Origin of the sequence: Streptosporangium jomthongense (assembly GCF_042650425.1) — a bacterium.
Lineage (GTDB): Bacteria > Actinomycetota > Actinomycetes > Streptosporangiales > Streptosporangiaceae > Streptosporangium.
Map to the genome: position 1 here is coordinate 568983 of NZ_JBHSBC010000032.1, position 20926 is coordinate 589908.

The following is a 20926-nucleotide window of genomic DNA, read 5'->3' on the forward strand; positions in this document are numbered from 1 at the left end:
CCTGCGCGTGAGAGCGTCAGGGGGCCGGTTGATCAGACGTCGAACGAACCCTGCCTGACCTCACCGAGGAACGCCCGCCACGCCGTACGGGTGAGGATCAGCTTCGGCCCGTCGGGGTCCTTGGAGTCACGTAGCGCGAACAGCGGGCCGACCGCGGCCATCTCGACGCACTCTCCGCCGTTGTCGCTGCTCAACGACGCCTTACGCCACACGGCCCCGCTCAGGTCTGCTTCCATGTCTCCATCACCTTCGTCATGAGATCGATGCTCGCCCCCGGGGACATGGCCTCGGTGCGAAGCTCCTCGTAGCGTCTGCTGACCTCCGCCACGTCACGCGGATGATCCGTTACCCGCCCTTCGATCGCGCATTCCACATAGGCGGTGTCCGTGGTGCCCTCGATTCCGGCGATGACGAACGCCCCGCTCAGACCGGCCGTGACGCTGGCGTCCCCCGGCATCACCTGGATGGAGATGTGACGGTTCTCCATCGCCGCGATGACGGCCGCGATCTGACCGCGCATGATCTCGGGGCTGCCGACCCGCCGGTAGAGCATGCTCTCGTCCAGCACCGCCCACAACAGGGGTGGATTGGCGCCGTGCAGCAGGCTCTGCCGTTCGATCCTGGCGGCGACCAGCTCCTCGATCCGCTCCTCCGGCATCGTCCGCCTGCCTTTCAGCAGGGCGCGGGCGTAGTCGGGGGTCTGCAGCAGGCCGGGGAAGACCAGCGGCTGCCAGTTCTTGAGAACGTGCGCCCTGCGTTCGATCCCCACCCATGGACGAAACCAGACGGGATAGGCGGCCTGGCTGAGAATCGGCCAGATCCGCATGAGCGTCCCCTCGGTGTTGAGCATCCGGTCACAGCGCTCGATGAAGTCACGCGACGGATTGCGCTTGGCGGTCTCGACCATCCCGACCAGGGAGACGGAGGAGGAGATCGCCTCTGCGAGCTGCTCCTGGGTCCATCCGGCCTGGTCGCGCAGGCGGCGAAGCTCTGCTGCGAAGAACGCCAGCGGGCCTGACCCGCTGTCGAGCTCACGCGACGATGGCATCCGAACTCCTGTCTTACGTCTCACACCGGTATCGCAGCATGACCGGTCATCAGGGGACACGATCATGCCTTCAGTGACAACTGCATCACGCACGGTAATGTGACACCGTCTCGTTTGGAAGCGCATCCCCAAAACACGTCAAGATCAGCAAAGCGAGACCCCGGCGATCACCCAGAGACCTTGACCGGGGGGATGGCCGCCAGGCACGAGGTGTCCGGCGTCCGGCCGTCACGGAGAAACGCGGTCACAACGCCCGCGACACACCCGCTGGGTTCGAACTCCGACACATGGCCGACGTTGGGCACGGACACGAAGACCCCCCGGGGAAACTGCGCGGCGGCCTTGCGCCCGTTGGCCTCGGCGGTGATGCCGTCCAGGTCGCCGTTGAGCACCAGCACCGGCACGTCGGGGAGGCTCCCGGTCGAGACGTACGGCCTGCCGGTGCCCTTGGCGGGCCAGCGCAGGCAGTAGTCCCCGGCGTCGGCCTGCGCCCTGGCGAATCCCAGGGGGCTGAACGCGCCGAACTCGCCGGGCCTGGCCCGTCCGACCGCGCGTTCGAAGTGGCGGCGCCGTTCGGCGAGCGAGGCCCCGACCGGCCACGGGCGGGGGTAGTCGTTGCACGAGACGGTGGCCGCGATGCCCATGTCCATGCCCTCGTAGGCCGCCAGGTCTCCCGCCATGATCTCCCCCATCAGGGCGACCAGCTCACGGTCGTCCCCCCGGGCCGCGCCGCGCAACGCCCTGGGCAGCCTGCCGACGACCGGGACCTCCGAGGGCACCGCCCCGACGGCGACGCTGGCCGAGGAGTAGACCAGCTGCGCGAACCTGTCCTCGGTGAGCGCGACCCACCTGTTCCGTCCGCCGACGGTGAGAGGCACCCGCGCGGGTACGGCCCGCAGCCTGGCGGCCACCCTGCCCAGGTCCCGTACGGCCCACTCCCCGTCGCAGGCCCCGCTCCGTTCGCAGATCCGCCGCAGTGTCAGGGAGACGGCCTGGGCGCTCTCCCTGCCCAGCGGGTCGAGGCCGATGGGGTAGGCGGCGGAGAACACCGCCGACTGGACCCGCTCCGGATGCCGCTGGGCGTAGACGGGCAGCAGGTAGGTGCCGTAGGAGAGTCCGTACAGCATGACCTTGGGGATGCCCAGGGCGGCCCTGACGGCGTCGAGGTCGTCGGCGGTCGCGGCCGAGGTGTAGCCGGCGGCGCGCGGGCCGAGGTTGTCCGCGCAGCGGCCGACCAGCCGTAACAGGCCCTCCCGTGGTTCGGTCACCACGGCACCCGCGGGAACGCCGCAGGTCAGGGGGCCCGACCGGCCCACTCCCCGGGGATCGACGAGCAGCAGGTCGTGGTCGGTGAGCAGGCCCCCGAGCAGGGCGGTGAACGTCTCGTGCTGGGCGATCGCCTGTCCTCCCGGACCACCGGGATTGACGAGGATCGTCCCCTTGGCGGGGCCGGCCGTCTCCCGCCGGAGGATTCGTGCGTATCCGACGGTGACGGCGCCCAGGTCCGGCCTTCCCTGGACGAGGGGCCGGGGAAGCGTTCCGCACTCGACCCGGTGGCCGGGAACCTCAGGACACCAGGTGGTCTCCTGGGCGGGGGCGGACACACCGGACAGGGCGCCGGGCAGGGCGAGGGACAGGGCGAGAGCGATCGAAGTCAAGGTCACGATCGGGATTGTTGATCCTCACCCGGCCCGCCACCAGACCCAAACTTCGACCCCGGCGTCGATCAGTTGTCGAACTCGCCGAGTTTCACGCCGCCCACGAAGGCCTCCCACTCCGAGCGGGTGAAGAAGAGCTTCGGGCCTTCGGGGTTCTTCGAGTCGCGCAGCACGTACAGCGAGCCGAGGCCCGCCTTGTGGCCGGAGTCGACCGGGTCGATCACGGCCACCTCGACGCAGTCCTCGGTGGGGTCGTCACCCGTGACCGCCCTGCGCCAGACGGCCTTGCTCAGGTCAACGTCCATCTCTCATCACCTTCGCTGTCGGGTCGGCGCCGCGCCGGGCACCTTCATACGGAGATCCAGGATGACCGGTGACGTTCTCCCCCGTGCCGGATTCCCGCACACAGTATCCGCGGCGACGACCGGCGACGGACAGGACCGTACGCGATTACCTAACGGATGACTGATTAATCCCTTGATTGACTTCAATAACGTTCTGATCAGCGAAACAACCGAAAGATCCTGAGGAGATTGCCATGCCGTACTTCGAGACCGCCGACGGCACCCGTCTCGCCTACGAGGACTACGGCACCGGCAAGCCGATCGTGTTCGTGGCCAGCTGGGCGCTGGGCGCCGACATGTGGGAGTACCAGGTGCCGTTCTTCGTCGAGCAGGGCTACCGGTGCGTCCTCCTCGACAGGCGTGGGCACGGCCGCTCCGACCGTCCCTCGGGGGGATACGACATCGACACCAGGGCCGACGACCTCGCCACCCTGGTCGAGCACCTCGACCTGCGGGAGATCACCCTGGTCGGGCACTCCGCCGGTGGCGGCGAGGTGGCGCGTTACCTGGTCAGGCACGGTGAGGAGCGGGTCTCGCGGGTCGCGTTCGTCTCGGCGGTGCTGCCGTTCCTGAAGCGGACGGACGACAACCCGCAGGGCGCGCCCGAGATGCTCTGCGAGGCGGTGATCGCCCGGTTCAGGAAGAACCGGCCCAAGTGGTTCGCCCAGCGGGCGCAGGGGTTCTACGCCACCCACCTGGGCAACGACGCCTCGCCCGCGCTGGTCGACCTCACGCTGCGGCGGTGCCTGGACACCGCGCCGTGGGCGACGATCGAGGTGTGGCGTTCGACCTTCCACGCCGACCACCGCGAGGGCCTGCGCGCGATCACCGTCCCCACGCTGGTGGTGCACGGCACGGCCGACCAGTCCGCGATCGTGGAGATGACCGGCAGGCGCACCGCGCAGCTGGTGCCGGGCTGCGTCTACAAGGAGTACCCCACCGGCGGTCACGGCCTGTTCGCCACCCACAGCGAGCAGCTGAACAACGACATCCTTGACCTGGTCAAGGGCTGACGGGGCGTTCCGCCGGACGGCCGAGGGGAAAAACGGGAGGACGGACACGGGCAGAACGTCCGTATACTCCTGGCATGATCCGACGACATTGATGAACGACCAGAGGTCGAAACGAGAGCGGATGCCGTGGGCCACCTGGCGCCTCAGAGCACCTGGAGCCCCGTCCCATCTCGTCTCGTGGAAAGACCTCATGATCGCACTTTCTCCGCGTGCGTCGGGCGCCCGCGTGAAGCGGCTGACCCGTCCCCTCTACCTCTACGCGGCCCTTGAGGACTTCGTCCTCCTCTATCCGGTCTACGCTCTGCTGTTCGCCGACCACGGCCTGTCGGTGCCCGAGATCTCCTCCTTGTTCGTCATCGGCGCCGTCTGCGGCATGCTGCTGGAGGTCCCCTCGGGCGCGTGGGCCGACGCCGTCTCCCGTCGTCTGCTGCTGTCGGTGGGGCCGCTGCTGTCCGCGGTGGGTTACGCCCTGTGGTTCCTGGTTCCGGCCTACTGGTCGTTCGCGCTCGGGTTCGTGCTCTGGAGCGCGGGTTCCTCGCTCCGCTCCGGCTCGATGGAGGCGCTCGTCTACGAGGAGCTCGACCATCTGGGTGAGGCCGGGCGCTATGCCACGGTGATGGGCAGGGTCCGTGCCATCGGGCTCGTCGCCGTCGCGGCGGCCACCGCGGCGGCGACCCCGGTGCTGAGCGTCGGCGGGTATTTCGCCCTCGGTGTGGCCAGTGTGCTGACCTGCGTGTTGTGCGCCCTGACCGGTATGGCGCTGCCCGAGCACCGGGCGGCCTCGGCGCGGCACGAGGACGCGAGCGGGTATGTGGCCGTGCTGCGGGCGGGCCTGGGCGAGGTGCGGGACAACCGGCCGGTCCGGGTCGCCCTGCTGCTCGTCGCGGTGGTGACGGCGGTCTGGGGTGGTCTTGAGGAGTACGTCCCGCTGCTCGCGGCGGCGACCGGCGTCTCCGAGGCGACCGTGCCGTTGCTCGTGCTGATCGTCTGGGGTGGCGTCGCGGTCGGCGGCCTGCTGGCCGGGGTCGCGAACAGGATGCCGGTCAGGGCCTTCTCCGCGGTGCTCGCCCTGGCCTCGCTCGTCATGGCGGCCGGGGCGCTGACGGAGCGGCCCGCCGGGCTGGTCGCGGTCGGCGCGGGCTTCTGCGTCTTCCAGCTGGCGAGCGTGATCGCCGACGCCAGGCTCCAGCGGCGGATCACCGGGCCGAGCCGGGCCACGGTGACCTCGTTCGCGGGCATCGGCATGGACGCGGGCACGGTGGTGGTCTACGGCGTCTACGCCGCTCTTTCGCCGTTCGCCGCGCATGGCGTGATCTTCGCGCTGTTCGCCGCGCCGTACCTCTGCGTCGCCGCCGCCCTCGCGTACGGCTCCGCCCCTGCCCCGCCCGCCTCGACGGGCTCCCGCTAGGCCGTCTCCCGCCCGCCCGCGCCGCCCCGCGTCGTGCGTGGAGTGCCTGCCCGGTGACCGGTCACCACGCCGGCCGAAGCCCAGGGTCGCGGTGACCGGGCACGTGGCGGCCCGCCGGGCGTTCGACCAGCCCGTCGGGGGCGCGCCGCTGGAGGATCCGGCTGTTGCCCGCTTCTCCCGGCGTGGGGGCCGGGAGTGCCGCCTGCCCTGAGGTGAGGGGGCGGCGGGTGCCGGCTCCCATGCCGCCGAGGACCGCCAGGATCAGGACCGTCACCCCGAGGGTGGTCCGTATCACGTTTCTCATGGTTCCTCCCTCCTCATCCCGCCGAAGGTCCTCTCCTGCCCCGAAGGGCGGGAGATATCCACACGGATGAGGAGGGAGGGATCAGCCGCCGAGGGAGGCGGCCTCGGCGCGCAGCTTGGCGCCCTTGGCGTGGGCCTGGTCCCGCAGCGACTCCTGGAAGCCCTCCATCCGGACCCGCAGCGCCTCATCCGAGGCCGCCAGAATCCGTACGGCCAGCAGCCCCGCGTTGCGTGCGCCGCCGACGGCGACGGTCGCGACCGGGACCCCGGCGGGCATCTGGACGATCGAGAGCAGGGAGTCCATGCCGTCGAGATACTTCAGTGGCACCGGGACACCGATCACCGGCAGCGGGGTCACCGAGGCGAGCATGCCGGGCAGGTGGGCGGCGCCCCCGGCCCCCGCGATGATCACCTTCAGGCCGCGCCCCGCCGCCTGCTTGCCGTAGGCGATCATCTCCTCGGGCATGCGGTGCGCCGAGACCACGTCGGCCTCGAAGGGGACGTCGAACTCGGCCAGCGCCTCGGCGGCCAGCCGCATCACCGGCCAGTCGGAGTCGCTGCCCATGACGATACCGACGGCGGTCATGCTCTCTCCTCGCCTCGCGGCCCGCGGCCGCGCTTACGGACGTTCACGTGTAGCGGCCCTCGGACAGGTAGACCGCGGCGTGCTGGGCGCGCGCCCTGACCTCGTCCAGGTCGGTGCCGAGGGCGGTGACGTGGCCGATCTTGCGGCCGGGCCGTACGTCCTTGCCGTAGAAGTGGATCTTGACTCCCGGGTCGTGCGCCATGACGTGCTCGTAGCGGGAGAACAGGTCCGGGTCGTCGCCGCCCAGGAGGTTGGCCATCACCACGACGGGGGCCGCCAGCGAGGGCGAGCCGAGCGGCAGGTCGAGCACCGCGCGCAGGTGCTGCTCGAACTGGGAGGTGCGAGCGCCGTCGATGGTCCAGTGGCCGCTGTTGTGCGGGCGCATGGCCAGCTCGTTGACGACCAGCCCGGTGGCGGTCTCGAACATCTCGACGGCCAGCAGCCCGGTCACGCCCAGCTCATGGGCGATCTTCAGGGCGATCCGCTGCGCCTGCGCGGCCCGCTCGGGGTCGAGCCCCGGGGCGGGGGCGAGCACCTCGACGCAGATGCCGTCACGCTGGACGGTCTCCACGACGGGGTAGCTGACACCCTGTCCGTGCGGCGACCTGGCGACCAGGACGGCCAGCTCGCGCTCGAACGGCACGAACGTCTCGGCCATCAGCGGCACCCCGCCGGCCAGCACCTCGGCGGCCTCCTCCGCCGACCGGCAGACCCACACGCCCCGCCCGTCGTAGCCACCGCGCACCGCCTTGAGCACGACCGGCCAGCCGTGCTCGGTGGCGAACTCCGTCACGTCCTCGACGGAGGCGATCCGCCGCCACGGCGGGCAGGGAGCGCCGATCGCGGTCAGCCGCTCACGCATCACCGCCTTGTCCTGGGCGTGCACCAGCGCCTCGGCACCGGGGTGTACGGCGAAGCCGTCCTCGGTCAGCGCCCGGACGTGCTCGGTCGGCACGTGCTCATGGTCGAAGGTGATCGCGTCGCACCCCTTGGCGAAGTCACGCAGGACCGCCAGGTCGCGGTAGTCGCCGAGCCTGGTGTCGGCGATCACCCTGGCCGCGCTCTCGTCGAGGGAGTTGGCCAGCACCCGCAGCTCGATCCCGAGGGCGATGGCCGCCTGCTGGGTCATCCGGGCCAGTTGACCTGCTCCGATGACGCCGACGACGGGACCGATGGGACTGACCGGGGAAGGGCTGCTCACGTCGGTCGAGTTTACCGGCCCTCCGCACGGGAACCGGCAGGGGCATCGGCCCCGCGCCACCGGGTACGGCGTGGGGCCGGTCATGTTTTGCCCTGAGTGCCAGGTGTGACATCCCGGGCCGGAATAACGCCATACGCCTAGATTTATCGCCATAAATCCGATATTTCTTGAAACACCGTAACTGACTGCTTGCGGAACATCTGGTCAGCCGAAACACGGGACGAGCGGGTGCGCCGGTAACCTGACAGAACAACGTCCGAGGTCCTCCCAGCGACGGCCTCAGCCATCCGAAGGGACCGTGTGGGAGACGTGCTGTTTCTGCGACGCGCCTACGAGCAGCTCGTCGGCCTGATCCACGAGCTGTCCAAGTTCGGGGTCATCGGAGCCATCGCCTTCGTCATCGACACCGGCGGGCTGAACTTCATGCAGTACGTCCTGCACCAGGGGCCGCTGACCTCCAAGGTCGCCGCCACGACCGTGGCCGCCACCTTCGCCTACCTCGGCAACCGTTACTGGACCTTCAGGCACCGCGAGCAGAGCGGCCTGGCCAGGGAGTACTTCCTGTTCTTCCTGCTCAACGGGATCGGGCTGCTGATCGGGCTGCTGTGCATCGGCTTCACCCAGTACACCCTCAAACTGACCGACCCGCTGAGCTTCAACATCTCCAATCTGGTCGGTGTCGGCCTGGGGACGCTCTTCAGGTTCTGGTCCTACAAGAAGTGGGTCTTCCTGGCCGCGACCGAGGACATCCCCAGGGAGCTCCCGAACGAGAACACCCGGGTCCTCTAGGGCTCACGCGGGGCCGCTGACCACCCGGTTTCTCGTGGTGTCGTCCACCTGGCGCAGGAACAGCGCGAAGGCCGCCGGGCGAGGACGGATGAGTTCGAGACGGCCGCCGTCCGCGGCGGCCAGCGCCCGCGCCAGGGTCAGCCCGAGTCCGGTGCCCCCACCTCCGCTGACGTTCCTTTCGAAGATCCGTCCGGCGAGTTCGTCGGAGACCCCCTGCCCCTCGTCCGCGACCTCGATCACGATCGACCTGTCCTTGTCACTGGTGGTGACCGTCACGGTGCCGCCGCCGTGTTCGAGGGAGTTCTCCAGCAGCGTGGAGATCACCTGGCTGACGCCTCCGCTGGTGCCGAGCGCCTGCAGGCCGCGCGTCCCGGACAGCTTCAGCTTGCGTCCCACCCTGCGGAAGGCCGGGCCCCACTCGATGAACTGCTGGTCGAGCACGTCGTCCAGAGTGACGGCGTCCGCCTGCGCCTGCCGCTGCCTTCTCGCCGCCGCCAGTAGTTCGTCGATCACCGCCGTGAGCCGCTCCGCCTGCACGATGGCCGCCTCGCCCTCCTCCTTGACGATTCCCGGCTCGTGCGCGGCCGCCACGATCTCCTCAAGTCGCATGGTCAGACCTGTGAGAGGGGTGCGGAGCTGGTGCGAGGCGTCGGTCGCGAACTCCCGTTCCCTGGCCAGCAGGTCCGAGATCCGGGTGGCGCTGCGGTCCAGCACCTCGGCGACCCGGTCGAGCTCCTGGATGCCGTAGCGGTGCTTGCTGGGTCTCGCGTCGCCGGAGCCCAGCCGCTCGGCGATCATGGCCAGGTCGCTGAGCGGCAGTGTCAGCCGACGTGACTGCACGACCGCGAGCCCTACCGCGACCGCGAGGGCCGCGGCGGCCAGCGCCAGGATGAGCAGGAGCCATGCCCTGACCTCCCGCTCCACCTGCGTCTTGTCCCGGCTGACCGCGACGTACACGCCGTTCTCCGACTGGGCGTCCTGGGTCATCTTGCGACTGTCGGGGGGCTCGGTCCCCACCATCGTCACCTGGGGGGGAGTCCCTTTCGCATAGACTTGGATATATCGGTCGGGGTATTTGCGCTTGAGCTGCTCCGGATCGACGGGCTGGTCCTGAATCCGGGCATACTCCACCTCCCCCAGCAGGCTTTTGGCCTGGGAGGAAAGCTCCTGGGTCGCCTCTTCCTCGATCAGCCGGTTCACCGCGACGCCCAGGGGGATGCCCAGCAGCAACACCCCGATGACGGCGACAAGCAGGGTTGAGGAGAGCAGGCGGCGGCGCATTCCCTACTCGCGTTCGAAGCGGAAGCCAACCCCTCGCACGGTCGTGATGTATCGCGGCTTGGCGGCGTCGTCCCCCAGTTTGCGGCGCAGCCATGAGATGTGCATGTCCAGGGTCTTGGTCGAGCCCCACCAGTTGGTGTCCCACACCTCGCGCATGATCTGCTCGCGGGTGACCACCTTCCCGGCGTCGCGGACCAGGACGCGCAACAGGTCGAACTCCTTGGTCGTCAGGTGGAGCTCCTTGTCGCCCATCCACGCGCGACGGGAGTCGGCGTCGATGCGCACCCCCTGGACGACGGGCGTCTCAGAGGTGCCGCGCCGCAGCAGCGCGCGAACCCTGGCCAGGAGTTCGGCGAGCCGGAACGGCTTGGTGACGTAGTCGTCGGCCCCGGCGTCGAGCCCGACCACGGTGTCGACCTCGTCGACACGGGCGGTGAGGATGAGCACGGGCGTGCCGTGCCCCTCTGCACGTATGCGTCTTGCGACTTCCAGGCCGTCCATCTCAGGAAGGCCCAGGTCAAGAACAATCAAGTCGATGCCACCCGACAGCGCCCGTTCCAGGGCCTGCGGGCCGTCGGGACTCACCTCGACTTGGTAGCCCTCCCGACGCAGCGCGCGCGCCAGTGGCTCGGAGATCGAGGTATCGTCCTCGGCGAGAAGTACACAGGTCATGTTGCGATCGTAGGACCTTAAGGGATCGTTTCCCGGGCACAGCGCGCGGTTTGACTCGTCATTGACCTATCCATTGACCTGGGCAAACACTGATAAATCCCGGATAGTCGTCCCGCAACGGCTGGAGCCTTCGCGGTAGCGCTCCCGCATCAGAACCGCCTGGAAAGGGCAGCCCCGCCGGCCGTTCCCTCAAATGTTTCCGACAAAACAGAACACGCCCTCCGAAAGGAATTCGGCGGGCGTGTTCGGACGATCAACCTCAGGAGGCCGACGGTGGCTCGGCGTAGCGAGCCAGGTAGAGCTGCTCGCCCAGGCTGCTGATCAGCCCCAGCTCCGTCTCCAGATAGTCGATGTGGTGTTCCTCGTCCTCAAGGATCTCCTCGAAGAGGCGAGCGGAGGTGGCGTCGCCCTTTTCCCGCATGAAAATGATCGCGGGCTTCAACCGGTTGACGACCTCAAGCTCGATGTTGAGGTCGGATCTCAGCTGCTCCTCGACGGTCTGGCCGATGTGCAGCGTACCTAGCCGCTGATAGTTGGGCAGGCCTTCGAGAAAGAGGATTCGATCCGTCAGTTTCTCCGCGTGGCGCATCTCGTCGATGGACTCTTCGCGGGTGTACTTCGCGAGTCTGGTGTATCCCCAGTTCTCCTGCATCTTCGCGTGCAGGAAGTACTGGTTGATCGCGGTCAGCTCTGCCGTGAGCTGTTCGTTCAGCAACTCTATGATCTTCTTGTCGCCCTGCATGGCGGGCTCCTCGGGCTAAGCGGTCGGCAACAAGTCTTCAGACCGCTTCAGGATCGCACAGATCTTCCGCACACAGGAGGCGCAGTCACCACCCGCACCGGTCCGGTCACGAACCTGGCGCGCGCTGCTGGCTCCCGACGCTATGCAGTCATGCACCTCGTTTTCGGTGACGGCGCGGCAGACGCAGACATACACGGCGGGAAAAGGCCTTTCTCAGGTGCACTACAAACTAGGTAAGGCATACCTAACATAACGCATTCAGTAAGGCTTTCCTATGTGATGTAGACCACACGAAGAACATTTCCCCGCCGCGCGTGTCCCGGCGCGTCAGACGATCAGTGCCCCCTCGCGATCCACTCCTGGAGATGCGGGGCCTCCGCGCCGATCGTGGTCGACTCGCCGTGGCCGGTCTCGACCACCGTCTCACCCGGCAGGGTGAGCAGCCTCTCCCCGATCGACCCGATGATCGTCTCGAAGGAGGAGAAGGACCTGCCCGTCGCCCCGGGGCCGCCGTTGAACAGCGTGTCGCCGGTGAAGACCACGCCCAGTTCGGGCGCGTGCAGGCACACCGCGCCCGGCGTGTGGCCGGGGGTGTGCAGCACGGTCAGCTCGACGCCGCCCGCGGTGATCACCTGCCCGTCCCCGAGCGGCGTGTACGGCAGGTCCGGGTAGACCATCTCCCACAGGACCTGGTCCGCCGGGTGGAGCATGATCGGCGCGCCGACCCGGGCGGCCAGGTCGGCCGCCGCGTCGATGTGGTCGTTGTGCGCGTGCGTGCAGACGATCGCCCTGACCTCCCGGTCGCCGATCCGCCCGGCGATGGCCGCCGCGTCGTGCGCGGCGTCGACCACCACGACCTCGCGCTCGGAACCGACCAGCCAGACGTTGTTGTCCACCTCCCACGTCCCGCCGTCCAGCGAGAACGTCCCCGAGGTGACGACCCGGTCGATCACAGGACCACCACCGAGCGCAGCACCTCGCCGCGGTGCATCTTGGCGAAGGCCTCCTCGACGTCACCGAGGCCGATCGTCTCGGAGACGAAGCCGTCCAGGTTCAGCCGTCCCTGGAGGTAGAGGTCGATGAGCATGGGGAAGTCACGGCTGGGCAGGCAGTCGCCGTACCAGGAGGACTTCAGCGCCCCGCCCCTGCCGAAGACGTCGAGCAGCGGCAGCTCGATCGTCATCTCCGGGGTCGGGACGCCCACGAGGACCACGGTCCCTGCCAGGTCGCGGGCGTAGAAGGCCTGCCGGTAGGTCTCGGGACGGCCGACCGCCTCGATCACCACGTCCGCGCCGTTGCCGCCGGTGAGCTCCTTGATCGCCTCGACCGGGTCGCTCTCGCGGGAGTTGACGGTGTGGGTCGCGCCGAACTCCTTGGCCCAGGCGAGCTTGCGGTCGTCGATGTCCACCGCGATGATCTTCGTCGCGCCCGCCAGGTGGGCACCGTGCACGGCGGCGCCGCCGACCCCGCCGACGCCGATGACGGCCACGCTGTCGCCCCTGGTCACGCCGCCGGTGTTGATCGCGGCGCCGATGCCCGCCATCACGCCGCAGCCGAGCAGCCCGGCGGCCGTCGCCGGGGCCGCCGGGTCGACCTTGGTGCACTGCCCGGCGGCGACCAGGGTCTTCTCGGCGAAGGCGCCGATGCCCAGGGCCGGGCTGAGCGGCGTGCCGTCCTCAAGGGTCATCGGCTGGGTGGCGTTGTGGGTGCTGAAGCAGTACCACGGACGGCCCCGGCGACAGGCGCGGCACTGCCCGCAGACCGCCCGCCAATTCAGGATCACGTAGTCGCCGGGCGCGACGTCGGTGACACCCTCACCGACCGCCTCGACCACCCCGGCGGCCTCGTGGCCGAGCAGGAACGGGAACTCGTCGTTGATCCCGCCCTCGCGGTAGTGCAGGTCGGTGTGGCACACCCCGCACGCCTGGACGTTCACCACCGCCTCACCCGGACCCGGGTCCGGCACGTGGACGGTCTCCAGGGAGACGGGCTCCCCCTTGCCTCGCGCGACCACGCCCTGCACGGTGTACGGCATGTCTGCACCTCGTCCTTGATCGTCTGGCATCGTGGCGGTGCCTCACCGGGCACCCCGGTGTCCATGCTTACCAGGCCGGACCGGGCTCCCGTCAGGCCCTTCTGAGCACGTACGGCTGGACCATGCCGAGCCCGCGCGCGGGACGGCGGCGCATGCGCTGGACCGTGACCCCCTCCGCCCCCTCGACGGCCTCGGCCAGCTCGCCGTCGGCGATGATCGTGCCGGGACGGGCGATGGCCGTCAGCCGCGCGGCCAGGTTGACCGTGGTCCCGAAGACGTCGCCCATCATCGGCACCACGGGGCCGTAGGCGAGCCCGACGCGTACCTCGGGGCCGTAGTCGCGGATCGCCTCGACCAGGCCGAGCGCGATCCCCGCGGCCGTCCGCGGCTCCGCGGCGGTGAACAGCACCTCGTCCCCGAGCGTCTTGACCAGCCGCCCGCCGTACGTGGCGACCACGTCGGCGGCGCGCGACTCGAACCCCTCGACCAGGTCGGCCAGGCCGTTCTCGTCCAGTTCGCGGGAGAGCTGGGTGAAGGAGACCAGGTCGGCGAAACCGACCGCGAGGGTCAGCCGGTTCAGCACGATCTCCTCGCTGAGGTCGGTCGTGGCGAGCAGGCGGGTCCCGGCCGCGGCGAGCTGGGCCCGCCAGACGTGGACCAGCACCTGCTCGAAGTCGGGCAACAGCCTGCGGGAGGCCTCCAGGACCGCGGCGAGGTCGGCGTCGCTCGGCCGTCCCTGCCCGTCGAGCACGGCGCCGACCATGATCTCGGCCTGCCACTGCGCCAGCCTGGCGGTCGTCTGGCCGATCGCCCTGGTCATCCTGATGACGGCCCGCTCGTCCAGCGGGCCGTCCTCCAGCATCGCCCTGACCCGGCCGAGCGCGGCCACGTCGGCGTCGGTGAAGGCGACCGCGTCGTCGGCCAGCGTGGCGAAGCCGAGCGCCCGCCAGATCCGTTCGGTGAGTTCCTGCGGCAGCCGCGCCAGCTCGGCGACCTCGACCCGGGTGTAGCGGGGCGAGGTGCCGACGAACAGGCGCTCGATCTGCTCGGCCGTCGGACGTTGCGCCACGTTCCTCTTCGCCGTCCCCTCCGTCGTGCTCAGGCTTCCGCCCAGGAGGTTACGCCACCGCCCGCACTCTCCGGGTCAGACCGGCGAGCTCCTATTTGAGGGCACCGGCCGTCATCCCCGCCTGGACCCTGCCCTGCAGGAGGGCGTAGACGATCAGGATCGGCGCCATGGCGATCGTGAGGCCCGCGAAGAGGCCCGAGCGGTCACCGGCGTAGCCCTGTTCGACCGCCAGGTTGGCCAGTCCCTGCGACAGCACGAACTTGCTGTCGTCGCTGACGAGGACGAGCGGGATGAGGTACTGGTTCCACTGGCCGATGAAGTTGAAGATCCCGACGCTGATGAGTCCCGGTTTGGCCATCGGCAGCATGACCCTGAAGAAGGTCGCGATCTCCCCGCAGCCGTCGAGTGTGGCGGCCTCGGCGATCTCCCCCGGCAGCGTGCGGAAGAAGGCCACCAGGAAGAACATGGAGAAGGGCAGCGAGTAGGCCGTGTAGACCAGGATGAGGCCGGGCAGCGAGTCGCCGAGCCCCAGGTTCTGGACCACGAAGAACAGCGGGACGAGCGCCATGAAGACCGGGAAGGTCATCCCGGCGACGAAGAAGTAGTAGAGCACTCCCTTGAGACGGAACTCGAAGCGGGCGAACACGTAGGCGGCCATGGCCGACAGCAGGAGCGTCAGCGTGACGCCGCCGCCGACCACGATGACGGTGTTGCCGAAGTACGTCCCGATGGAGGCGCTGTCCCAGGCCCGGGCGAAGTTCTCCCAGCGCAGGGCCGCGGGCAGCGACCACGGGTCGGCGACGATCTCGGGATCCGACTTGAGGGAGCTGACGACGGCCCACAGCAGCGGCGCGGTCGAGATCACGGCCCACAGGACCAGGAACACCTGGGCGACGGCGATCGTGGGGCCGGACGACCTTCGCGGGCCCGTGGCGGTGGCCATCAGAACTCGATCCTCTCTCTACGGGTCGCCCGGAGCGTGAAGGCGGACAGGGCGAGGGTGACGGCGAAGAGCACGACGCCCATCGCGGAGGCGTAGCCGAAACGGCCGTAGGAGAACGCGTTCTGGTAGAGGTAGAACGAGGCGACCTGGGTCGAGTCGTTCGGCCCGCCGGCGGTCATGATCTGCACCACGGCGAAGGCGTCCAGTGCGGCGATTCCCAGATAGACCGTCGCCGTCCGGACGTTCTCCCAGATCAGCGGGATCGTGATGCGGAAGAAGATCTGGGTTCTCGACGCGCCGTCGAGCACCGCCGCCTCAAGCAGCGAGGCCGGGATGGCCTTGATGCCCGCGGTGAAGAGCACGACGTAGAAGCCGACGCCGTTCCAGACCAGTACGGCGAGCACGGCCCAGAAGGCGAGCCGTTCGTCACCGAGCCACGACGGCTGGACCTGTTCGAGGCCGACGGCGCGCAGCGCGCCGTTGAGCAGGCCGTTGATGGGGTTGTAGATGTTCGTCCACAGCACACCGATGATCGCGATCGACAGGATGTACGGGAAGAAGTAGACGACCCGGTAGAACCCGGCGCCCCACACGCCCCGGATCTCTCCGCTGCGGGGCCCGCCCGCGGCGTTGAGCATGAAGGCGAGGAACAGCGCCAGTCCTATGGTGACCACGGGCAGGGTCACCAGCAGGATCAGGTTGTTGAGCAGTGCCTTCCAGAACACCGGGTCACCGGACAGTTCGGCGAAGTTGGCCAGGCCGACGAGGTCCACCTCGGCTGACAGGCCCCGCCAGTCGGTGAGGGCGATGTAGAACGCCTGCACGTATGGCGAGGCCACGAACACCGTGTACAGGACGACGGGCGCGGCGAGGAAGCCGACGATGACACGGCTCTGGTGCCGGTTGCGCATGGGGTGCTCGTCCTAGCCGCGGGCCGCGTCGGTGAGGCGCTGAGCCTCCTTGGCGAGCTGGTCCGCCTTCACGTCACCGTTCATGAAGCGTCCCATCACCTTGGCGATGTCGCCCCACAGCCGGCTGTCACGGGTGTCGAGGGTGACGCCGAAGACGTTGTCGCCCGCCTCGGCCAGCGCGGCGTCGATCGACACGAGACCGTGCTTGGCGTCCTTGGGCAGCTTCGCCCTGCGGTTGGAGGACAGGGTGCCCGCCTGGGCGATGAAGTTCGCGGCGCTCTCGTCGGAGAGCATCGCCCGCAGGAACTCCAGGCCGCCCGCGGTGTTCTTCGCCGAGCGCGGGACGATGTACGGCTCGCCCGCCTTGGCGCACAGGGCCCCGAAGGGCCGGTCGTCGTTCGCGGTGATCGACGGGACGCGGCAGATCGACATGTCGAAGCCCGCCGGGACGCTGTCGCCCATCTCCTTCTCCAGCCAGGAGCCGCCCGGGACGAAACCGGCCTTGCCCAGCAGGAACTGCATCTGCGCGTCGGTGTGGTTCAGCCCGGAGCTTCCCTTGAGCACCCAGCCGTTGGCGGGGATCGCCTCGAAGGCCTTCAGGGCGGCGACGGCCCGCTCGTCGGTCCAGGCGTCCTTCTCAAGGTTGTTGATCTTGTCGATGACCTCCTTGCCGGCCACCTTGTAGATCATCGAGGCCAGCCACCAGAACATGTAGTACGGGAACTGGCCGGGGTAGGTCCACGGGGCGATGCCCGCGGTGGCCATCTTGTCGCACAACGTGAGGTACTCGTCCCACGTCTGGGGGTAGGTCCACTCCTTCTCCTTGAACAGCGCGGAGCTGTACCACGCGCCGTAGGCGCCGTAGGAGTAGTTCAGGACCGTGAACTGGCCGCCGTGCGTGCCCACCTCGACCACACCGGGGCGCAGGGTGTCGCGCACCTTGGCCGCTGGATCGCTCCACGAGGGGGCGTCCAGCAGCGGAAGGAGGGGCAGCAGTGCCTCGTCCTTGACGAGCGCGCCGTAGTCGATGGCGTTGGAGCCGGAGTTGTTCACCACGTCCGGCGGGTTTCCGGCGACGAAGCGCGGCTGGAGGGACTGCTGGATCTGCTGGGTCGCCGTCTGGGTGATCTTGGCCTTGGGATGCTTGCCCTGGTACAGCTCGACGGGCAGCTTGATGTAGGTCTGGCCGTAGCCGCCGTCGAAGACGACGACCTCGATGGGCGCGCCCTGGGCCACCCCGAACGGGTTGCCCGCGGCCGCGGCCCCGGTCGGAGTGGCGGCCGGGGCGGCGCTCTGCCGGGTGCCGCCGGTGGCACAGCCGGCCAGCGCGCCCGCGACAGGGGAGAGGGCGAGGAGCGCCAGAACCGAGCGACGGGTCGGCTGGAGCGGAGACGGACGGTCGTTCATGAGATGTACCTCCACAGGATCCTGAGCTTTTGACGATCCTGAGTAAGGTAAGCTACCTTACTAACATGGCTACAGCAACCGGCAATCCTCAGAGCCCGCCATGGAACACCTTCGACCAGGCCTTCGACAGCCAGCCCGAGGCGCTGACGCGGCTCGCCACGACGCTGCCGGACCTGCTCCGCCGCCACACCGCGCCACAGACGCGGCGCCTGGTCGTGTTCGGGATCGGGGCGAGCCGTGCCGCGGCCCACGTGCTGACGGCGGGGCTCACCGCGCGGGGGGTCTCGTGCGAGTTGCTGACCGGGGCCGACTTCACCGCCGAGCACGTGCGGCCGGAGACGACGTACCTGGGGATCTCCCAGTCGGGGCGCAGCGTCGAGATCGTGCGGGCGCTGTCGGTGGCTCCCGCCGAGTCGCGCATGAGCGTCGTCAACCGGGTGCCCTCGCCGGTGGCCGACCTGACGCCACGGCACCTGTGGCTGGGCGACGTCGCGGACTCCCGGGTCTCGACCGTCGGCTACACCGCCACCGCCCTGGCCCTGGCCCTGCTGGCCGAGCACCTCACCGGCGGTGTCGACGAGGAGCGCTGGCGCTCCTTCGGCGGACGGCTGGCCACGGTGACGCGGTGGCGCGGGGCCGCGAGCCGGATGGCGGCCGACCTGCTGGCCGCGGGCCACGTCGACCTGGTCTCCTCAGGGGCGGGGCTGGCCGCGGCCGAGGGGGGTTCGCTGCTGTTCCGTGAGGGCCTCACGATCCCCGCCTCCGCCTTCGACACCCGGTCCTACCTGCACGGCTTCATGGACAGCGCCAAGCCGGGCACCGTCCACCTGATCGTGAACCGCGGGTCGGAGGCACTGCTCGCCCGGCAGCTGGCCGACCACGGTTCCACCGTCCACCTCATCGGAGCCGACCCGATCGAGTACGGCGGAGGCGGCCCCCTGCACCAGATCCACCTGCCGGGGCTGTCCGACGCCGAGCTGTCCATCGCGGCGAGCGTGATCTTCCAGATGGTCGTCCAGGAGGCCTGCGCGACCACCGGCCGCCACCCCGAGGACCCGGTGTTCACCCGCCTCGACACGAAGGTCGTGACGGCCGCGTGAGCACGGTCGACCGGCCGCGTCGCGGCGTCGCGGGCCTCGACATCGGCGGCTCGTACCTGAGGGTCCGCGTCGAGGACGCAGTCACCGGCGAACCGCTCGTCACGGAGACCAGGTCGAACACGGGCTGGAACGACCTGTCGCCCGTGGAGCGGGCCCGGCTGGTCCACGGCGCGCTGCGCCGGGTCACCCCCGGGGGTTACATCCTGGCCGCGGTCGGCGTCGGGGCGCGCGGATGTGACTCCGAGGCGCTGACCAGGGAGCTTGAGGCCGCGGTCGCCGCCGAGTTCGGTCCCGGCGTGGCCGTGCGGGTCTGCAACGACGCCCTGCTGGTCGGCCTGGCCGGGGGGTGGGAGCACGCGCTCTCGGTGATCGCCGGAACCGGCGCGGTGGTCGGCGGGCTGACCGCCGACGGGGTCACGGTGCTCACCGACGGCTGGGGCTGGCTGCTCGGCGACCACGGGAGCGCGCCGCGCATCGTGGTCGACGCGCTCCGGCTCTACACCGCGGGCCTGGACCGTGAGGAGAGCGACCCGGTGTTCGGCCGGTTCGTGGCCGGGGCGCTCGGCGTCACCGAGGACCGCAGGCTCCCCGGGGCCGTGCGACGCGCCCGGGAGACCCTCGGAGATCTCGCGCCGGGCGTCTTCGAGTGCGCCGAGGCCGGTTCGCCCTGCGCCCGGCAGGCCATAACCGACAACGCCTGGCGGCTCGCGGGCAACGTCGTGACGGCGCTGCGCCTCGGTGTCCGGGCCGACGCCGTCGTCGGCGCCGGTGCGATCATGGTCAAGCAGCCCTCCTTCCGGGCCGCGTTCGCCTCCGGGCTGGTCGCCCAGGAGGTGACGCTGCCGCTGTCGGTTCTCGACACGGAGCCGGTCTTCGGGGCCGTCCGGCTCGCCAAACTGGCCCTGCGCAACGCTGCTTCATGCAACGATGAGGAACAACTGACATGACATCCCATCTGCGTCATCTCGCCCTTGGCACCGTACTGCCCGCGTTCGAGGGGACCACGGCCCCGCAGTGGCTGCTCGACCTGCTGCGGGAGGGACTGGGCGGCGTCATCCTGTTCGGCCGCAACATCGTCTCCCCGCCCCAGGTCGCGGCGCTGGTACGGCAGATCCTGGACGCGCGCCCCGACGCCGTCGTGGGGATCGACGAGGAGGGCGGCGACGTCACCCGGATCCACCACGACAGCGGCAGCCCCTACCCCGGCAACCGCGTGCTGAGCGAGAACGACGACCTCGACGCTACCAGGGCGGTCGGCAGGGGCATCGGCGCCGAGCTGCGCGACCTCGGCGTCAACTTCAACCTCGCGCCCATCGGCGACTACGTGACCAGCCCGACCAGCCCGATCACCACCCGCTCGTACGGCCGTACGCCGCAGGCCAACGCCGAACACGCCGCGGCCTGGATCGAGGGCCTGCAGAGCGCGGGCGTGGCGGCCTGCCTGAAGCACTATCCGGGGCTCGGCGGATCCCTGCTCGACTCGCACCTCTCGCTCGGCCGGGTCACCGCCGAACGCGCCGACTTCGAGTCGGAGCACCTGCGGACCTTCGTACGGGCCGCGGGCGCGAACGTGGCGAGCATGATGACCGCCCATGTCGTGATTGACTGTCTCGACCCCGGTGTCCCCACCACCCTGAGCGAGACTGTGATCGGCGACCTGCTCCGCGACGAGATCGGCTACGACGGCGTCGTCATCTCCGACGCGCTGGAGATGCGCGGCGTCCTCGACCACGCCTCGTCGCTGCCCGCCGCCGCGGTCGGCGCGCTGCGCGCCGGTGTCGACGCGCTGTGCCTGGGCGCCGAGCAGTACGAGGAGGCGACCCGGGCCGTCGTCGAGGCGATCGTCGCCGCGGCGGAGTCCGGCGCGCTGCCCGTCGAGCGGCTGGAGGAGGCCAACCGGCGGATCCAGGCGATGGCCCGCGCCTACCCCGGCACGCCGGACGCGCCGGGCGCGACCGACACGACGGCCGAGCGTTCCATCGCCCTTGAGGCCGCGTGGGGGGCGACCGTCCGCGAGGGTGACGTCTCGATCGCCGGGGGCGCCGTGCACGTCCTGACCTTCGACGACCGGACCTCCATCGCGGCGGGACCCGTCCCGTGGGGCATCGGGCCTGAGCTGCGCGCGGCCGGCGTCCCGTTCCACGACCTGGTCCTGAGCCCGCCGATCCACGGCCTTCCCGACCTGTCCGGTGTCGCGCCGTCCGACGTGGTGGTCGCGGTGGTCCGGGACCTGCCGCTGCACCCCCGCAGCGCGGAGGTCTTCGAGAGGCTGCGGGCCCCGCGCCTGGTCGTCGTCGACATGGGATACCCGGGGACGGAGTACCCCCACGCCACCGGCGTGATCCGAACCTTCGGCGCGTCCAGGGCGAGCTCGGCCGCCGCCGTACGCGCCCTGACCGAGACGGTGTGACCTCGA

Annotated in this window: 23 protein-coding genes; 6 read left to right on the forward strand and 17 right to left on the reverse strand. The window is 69.8% G+C overall.

What is annotated here, in order from left to right; translation table 11 throughout:
- Window positions 1–32: 32 nt before the first annotated feature.
- The 4 genes from ACFOYY_RS28150 to ACFOYY_RS28165 all read right to left on the reverse strand — a co-directional run bounded on the left by ACFOYY_RS28150 (window position 33) and on the right by ACFOYY_RS28165 (window position 3011).
- Window positions 33–236 (reverse strand): DUF397 domain-containing protein, encoded by a 204-nt coding sequence (locus tag ACFOYY_RS28150; RefSeq protein ID WP_352009967.1) that lies wholly within the window; start codon window positions 234–236, stop codon window positions 33–35.
- Window positions 221–1048, reverse strand: coding sequence for a helix-turn-helix domain-containing protein (locus tag ACFOYY_RS28155; RefSeq protein ID WP_352009968.1), 828 nt, complete (start codon window positions 1046–1048; stop codon window positions 221–223). Before ACFOYY_RS28155 ends, ACFOYY_RS28150 begins: the two co-directional genes overlap by 16 nt.
- Before the next feature lie 167 nt (window positions 1049–1215).
- Window positions 1216–2712 (reverse strand): alpha/beta fold hydrolase, encoded by a 1497-nt coding sequence (locus ACFOYY_RS28160; protein ID WP_386193544.1) that lies wholly within the window; start codon window positions 2710–2712, stop codon window positions 1216–1218.
- Window positions 2713–2774: 62 nt separating this feature from the next.
- Complete coding sequence (locus tag ACFOYY_RS28165; protein ID WP_352009970.1) at window positions 2775–3011, reverse strand: DUF397 domain-containing protein; 237 nt, start codon at window positions 3009–3011, stop codon at window positions 2775–2777.
- A gap of 233 nt (window positions 3012–3244) precedes the next feature.
- On the opposite strand from ACFOYY_RS28165, the gene ACFOYY_RS28170 reads away from it, so the two are divergent.
- Window positions 3245–4063, forward strand: a complete 819-nt coding sequence (locus ACFOYY_RS28170; RefSeq protein ID WP_386193547.1) for an alpha/beta fold hydrolase — start codon at window positions 3245–3247, stop codon at window positions 4061–4063.
- 190 nt (window positions 4064–4253) lie between these two features.
- Window positions 4254–5471, forward strand: a complete 1218-nt coding sequence (locus tag ACFOYY_RS28175) for an MFS transporter (RefSeq protein ID WP_386193549.1) — start codon at window positions 4254–4256, stop codon at window positions 5469–5471.
- A gap of 61 nt (window positions 5472–5532) precedes the next feature.
- On the opposite strand, the gene ACFOYY_RS28180 is transcribed toward ACFOYY_RS28175, so the two are convergent.
- The 3 genes from ACFOYY_RS28180 to ACFOYY_RS28190 form a co-directional block, all read right to left on the reverse strand.
- On the reverse strand, window positions 5533–5775 hold the full coding sequence (locus tag ACFOYY_RS28180) for a hypothetical protein (protein WP_386193552.1): 243 nt from the start codon (window positions 5773–5775) through the stop codon (window positions 5533–5535).
- 81 nt (window positions 5776–5856) lie between these two features.
- Window positions 5857–6360 carry a 5-(carboxyamino)imidazole ribonucleotide mutase gene (gene purE, locus ACFOYY_RS28185; protein ID WP_352009974.1) on the reverse strand — a complete coding sequence of 168 codons (504 nt, stop codon included), beginning with the start codon at window positions 6358–6360 and terminating at the stop codon, window positions 5857–5859.
- Window positions 6361–6403: 43 nt separating this feature from the next.
- Window positions 6404–7489 carry a 5-(carboxyamino)imidazole ribonucleotide synthase gene (locus ACFOYY_RS28190; RefSeq protein ID WP_386194082.1) on the reverse strand — a complete coding sequence of 362 codons (1086 nt, stop codon included), beginning with the start codon at window positions 7487–7489 and terminating at the stop codon, window positions 6404–6406.
- A 381-nt stretch (window positions 7490–7870) separates the two neighbouring features.
- On the opposite strand from ACFOYY_RS28190, the gene ACFOYY_RS28195 reads away from it, so the two are divergent.
- Window positions 7871–8350 carry a GtrA family protein gene (locus tag ACFOYY_RS28195; protein WP_352009975.1) on the forward strand — a complete coding sequence of 160 codons (480 nt, stop codon included), beginning with the start codon at window positions 7871–7873 and terminating at the stop codon, window positions 8348–8350.
- A 3-nt stretch (window positions 8351–8353) separates the two neighbouring features.
- On the opposite strand, the gene ACFOYY_RS28200 is transcribed toward ACFOYY_RS28195, so the two are convergent.
- The 10 genes from ACFOYY_RS28200 to ngcE all read right to left on the reverse strand — a co-directional run bounded on the left by ACFOYY_RS28200 (window position 8354) and on the right by ngcE (window position 17410).
- The gene (locus ACFOYY_RS28200) at window positions 8354–9631 is read right to left on the reverse strand and encodes an ATP-binding protein (protein ID WP_352009976.1); all 1278 of its coding nucleotides are present in this window, start codon (window positions 9629–9631) and stop codon (window positions 8354–8356) included.
- Window positions 9632–9634: 3 nt separating this feature from the next.
- Entirely contained in the window at window positions 9635–10303 is a 669-nt protein-coding gene (locus ACFOYY_RS28205) for a response regulator transcription factor (protein ID WP_012888073.1), read from the reverse strand.
- Between the two features lie 259 nt (window positions 10304–10562).
- A complete protein-coding gene (gene bfr, locus ACFOYY_RS28210) occupies window positions 10563–11045 on the reverse strand; it encodes a bacterioferritin (protein WP_362772684.1) in 483 nt (160 codons plus the stop codon).
- Window positions 11046–11060: 15 nt separating this feature from the next.
- Entirely contained in the window at window positions 11061–11240 is a 180-nt protein-coding gene (locus ACFOYY_RS28215) for a (2Fe-2S)-binding protein (RefSeq protein WP_362910264.1), read from the reverse strand.
- Window positions 11241–11380: 140 nt separating this feature from the next.
- On the reverse strand, window positions 11381–11998 hold the full coding sequence (locus ACFOYY_RS28220; RefSeq protein ID WP_352009979.1) for an MBL fold metallo-hydrolase: 618 nt from the start codon (window positions 11996–11998) through the stop codon (window positions 11381–11383).
- A complete protein-coding gene (locus ACFOYY_RS28225; RefSeq protein ID WP_386193558.1) occupies window positions 11995–13080 on the reverse strand; it encodes an S-(hydroxymethyl)mycothiol dehydrogenase in 1086 nt (361 codons plus the stop codon). The genes ACFOYY_RS28220 and ACFOYY_RS28225 overlap by 4 nt, the downstream gene beginning before the upstream one ends.
- 91 nt (window positions 13081–13171) lie before the next feature.
- Complete coding sequence (locus ACFOYY_RS28230; RefSeq protein ID WP_386193561.1) at window positions 13172–14149, reverse strand: adenylate/guanylate cyclase domain-containing protein; 978 nt, start codon at window positions 14147–14149, stop codon at window positions 13172–13174.
- A gap of 91 nt (window positions 14150–14240) precedes the next feature.
- Entirely contained in the window at window positions 14241–15092 is an 852-nt protein-coding gene (locus tag ACFOYY_RS28235; protein WP_352009982.1) for a carbohydrate ABC transporter permease, read from the reverse strand.
- Entirely contained in the window at window positions 15092–16003 is a 912-nt protein-coding gene (locus ACFOYY_RS28240) for a carbohydrate ABC transporter permease (protein ID WP_352009983.1), read from the reverse strand. The genes ACFOYY_RS28235 and ACFOYY_RS28240 overlap by 1 nt, the downstream gene beginning before the upstream one ends.
- Window positions 16004–16015: 12 nt before the next feature.
- Window positions 16016–17410 carry an N-acetylglucosamine/diacetylchitobiose ABC transporter substrate-binding protein gene (gene ngcE, locus ACFOYY_RS28245; protein ID WP_386193565.1) on the reverse strand — a complete coding sequence of 465 codons (1395 nt, stop codon included), beginning with the start codon at window positions 17408–17410 and terminating at the stop codon, window positions 16016–16018.
- A 65-nt stretch (window positions 17411–17475) separates the two neighbouring features.
- On the opposite strand from ngcE, the gene ACFOYY_RS28250 reads away from it, so the two are divergent.
- The 3 genes from ACFOYY_RS28250 to ACFOYY_RS28260 are packed head-to-tail and all read left to right on the forward strand — an operon-like array spanning window position 17476 to window position 20920.
- Window positions 17476–18510, forward strand: a complete 1035-nt coding sequence (locus ACFOYY_RS28250; protein ID WP_352009985.1) for a hypothetical protein — start codon at window positions 17476–17478, stop codon at window positions 18508–18510.
- On the forward strand, window positions 18507–19457 hold the full coding sequence (locus tag ACFOYY_RS28255; protein ID WP_352009986.1) for a BadF/BadG/BcrA/BcrD ATPase family protein: 951 nt from the start codon (window positions 18507–18509) through the stop codon (window positions 19455–19457). Before ACFOYY_RS28250 ends, ACFOYY_RS28255 begins: the two co-directional genes overlap by 4 nt.
- Window positions 19454–20920 (forward strand): glycoside hydrolase family 3 protein, encoded by a 1467-nt coding sequence (locus tag ACFOYY_RS28260; RefSeq protein WP_362772699.1) that lies wholly within the window; start codon window positions 19454–19456, stop codon window positions 20918–20920. The genes ACFOYY_RS28255 and ACFOYY_RS28260 overlap by 4 nt, the downstream gene beginning before the upstream one ends.
- Window positions 20921–20926: the final 6 nt, after the last annotated feature.

Coding starts and splice junctions, on each gene's coding strand:
- ACFOYY_RS28150 (WP_352009967.1), bottom strand. CDS start 236: ATGGAAGCAGACCTGAGCGGGGCCGTGTGGCGTAAGGCGTCGTTGAGC.
- ACFOYY_RS28155 (WP_352009968.1), bottom strand. CDS start 1,048: ATGCCATCGTCGCGTGAGCTCGACAGCGGGTCAGGCCCGCTGGCGTTC.
- ACFOYY_RS28165 (WP_352009970.1), bottom strand. CDS start 3,011: ATGGACGTTGACCTGAGCAAGGCCGTCTGGCGCAGGGCGGTCACGGGT.
- ACFOYY_RS28170 (WP_386193547.1), top strand. CDS start 3,245: ATGCCGTACTTCGAGACCGCCGACGGCACCCGTCTCGCCTACGAGGAC.
- ACFOYY_RS28175 (WP_386193549.1), top strand. CDS start 4,254: ATGATCGCACTTTCTCCGCGTGCGTCGGGCGCCCGCGTGAAGCGGCTG.
- ACFOYY_RS28180 (WP_386193552.1), bottom strand. CDS start 5,775: ATGAGAAACGTGATACGGACCACCCTCGGGGTGACGGTCCTGATCCTG.
- purE (WP_352009974.1), bottom strand. CDS start 6,360: ATGACCGCCGTCGGTATCGTCATGGGCAGCGACTCCGACTGGCCGGTG.
- ACFOYY_RS28190 (WP_386194082.1), bottom strand. CDS start 7,489: ATGACCCAGCAGGCGGCCATCGCCCTCGGGATCGAGCTGCGGGTGCTG.
- ACFOYY_RS28200 (WP_352009976.1), bottom strand. CDS start 9,631: ATGCGCCGCCGCCTGCTCTCCTCAACCCTGCTTGTCGCCGTCATCGGG.
- ACFOYY_RS28205 (WP_012888073.1), bottom strand. CDS start 10,303: ATGACCTGTGTACTTCTCGCCGAGGACGATACCTCGATCTCCGAGCCA.
- bfr (WP_362772684.1), bottom strand. CDS start 11,045: ATGCAGGGCGACAAGAAGATCATAGAGTTGCTGAACGAACAGCTCACG.
- ACFOYY_RS28225 (WP_386193558.1), bottom strand. CDS start 13,080: ATGCCGTACACCGTGCAGGGCGTGGTCGCGCGAGGCAAGGGGGAGCCC.
- ACFOYY_RS28235 (WP_352009982.1), bottom strand. CDS start 15,092: ATGGCCACCGCCACGGGCCCGCGAAGGTCGTCCGGCCCCACGATCGCC.
- ACFOYY_RS28240 (WP_352009983.1), bottom strand. CDS start 16,003: ATGCGCAACCGGCACCAGAGCCGTGTCATCGTCGGCTTCCTCGCCGCG.
- ngcE (WP_386193565.1), bottom strand. CDS start 17,410: ATGAACGACCGTCCGTCTCCGCTCCAGCCGACCCGTCGCTCGGTTCTG.
- ACFOYY_RS28250 (WP_352009985.1), top strand. CDS start 17,476: ATGGCTACAGCAACCGGCAATCCTCAGAGCCCGCCATGGAACACCTTC.
- ACFOYY_RS28260 (WP_362772699.1), top strand. CDS start 19,454: ATGACATCCCATCTGCGTCATCTCGCCCTTGGCACCGTACTGCCCGCG.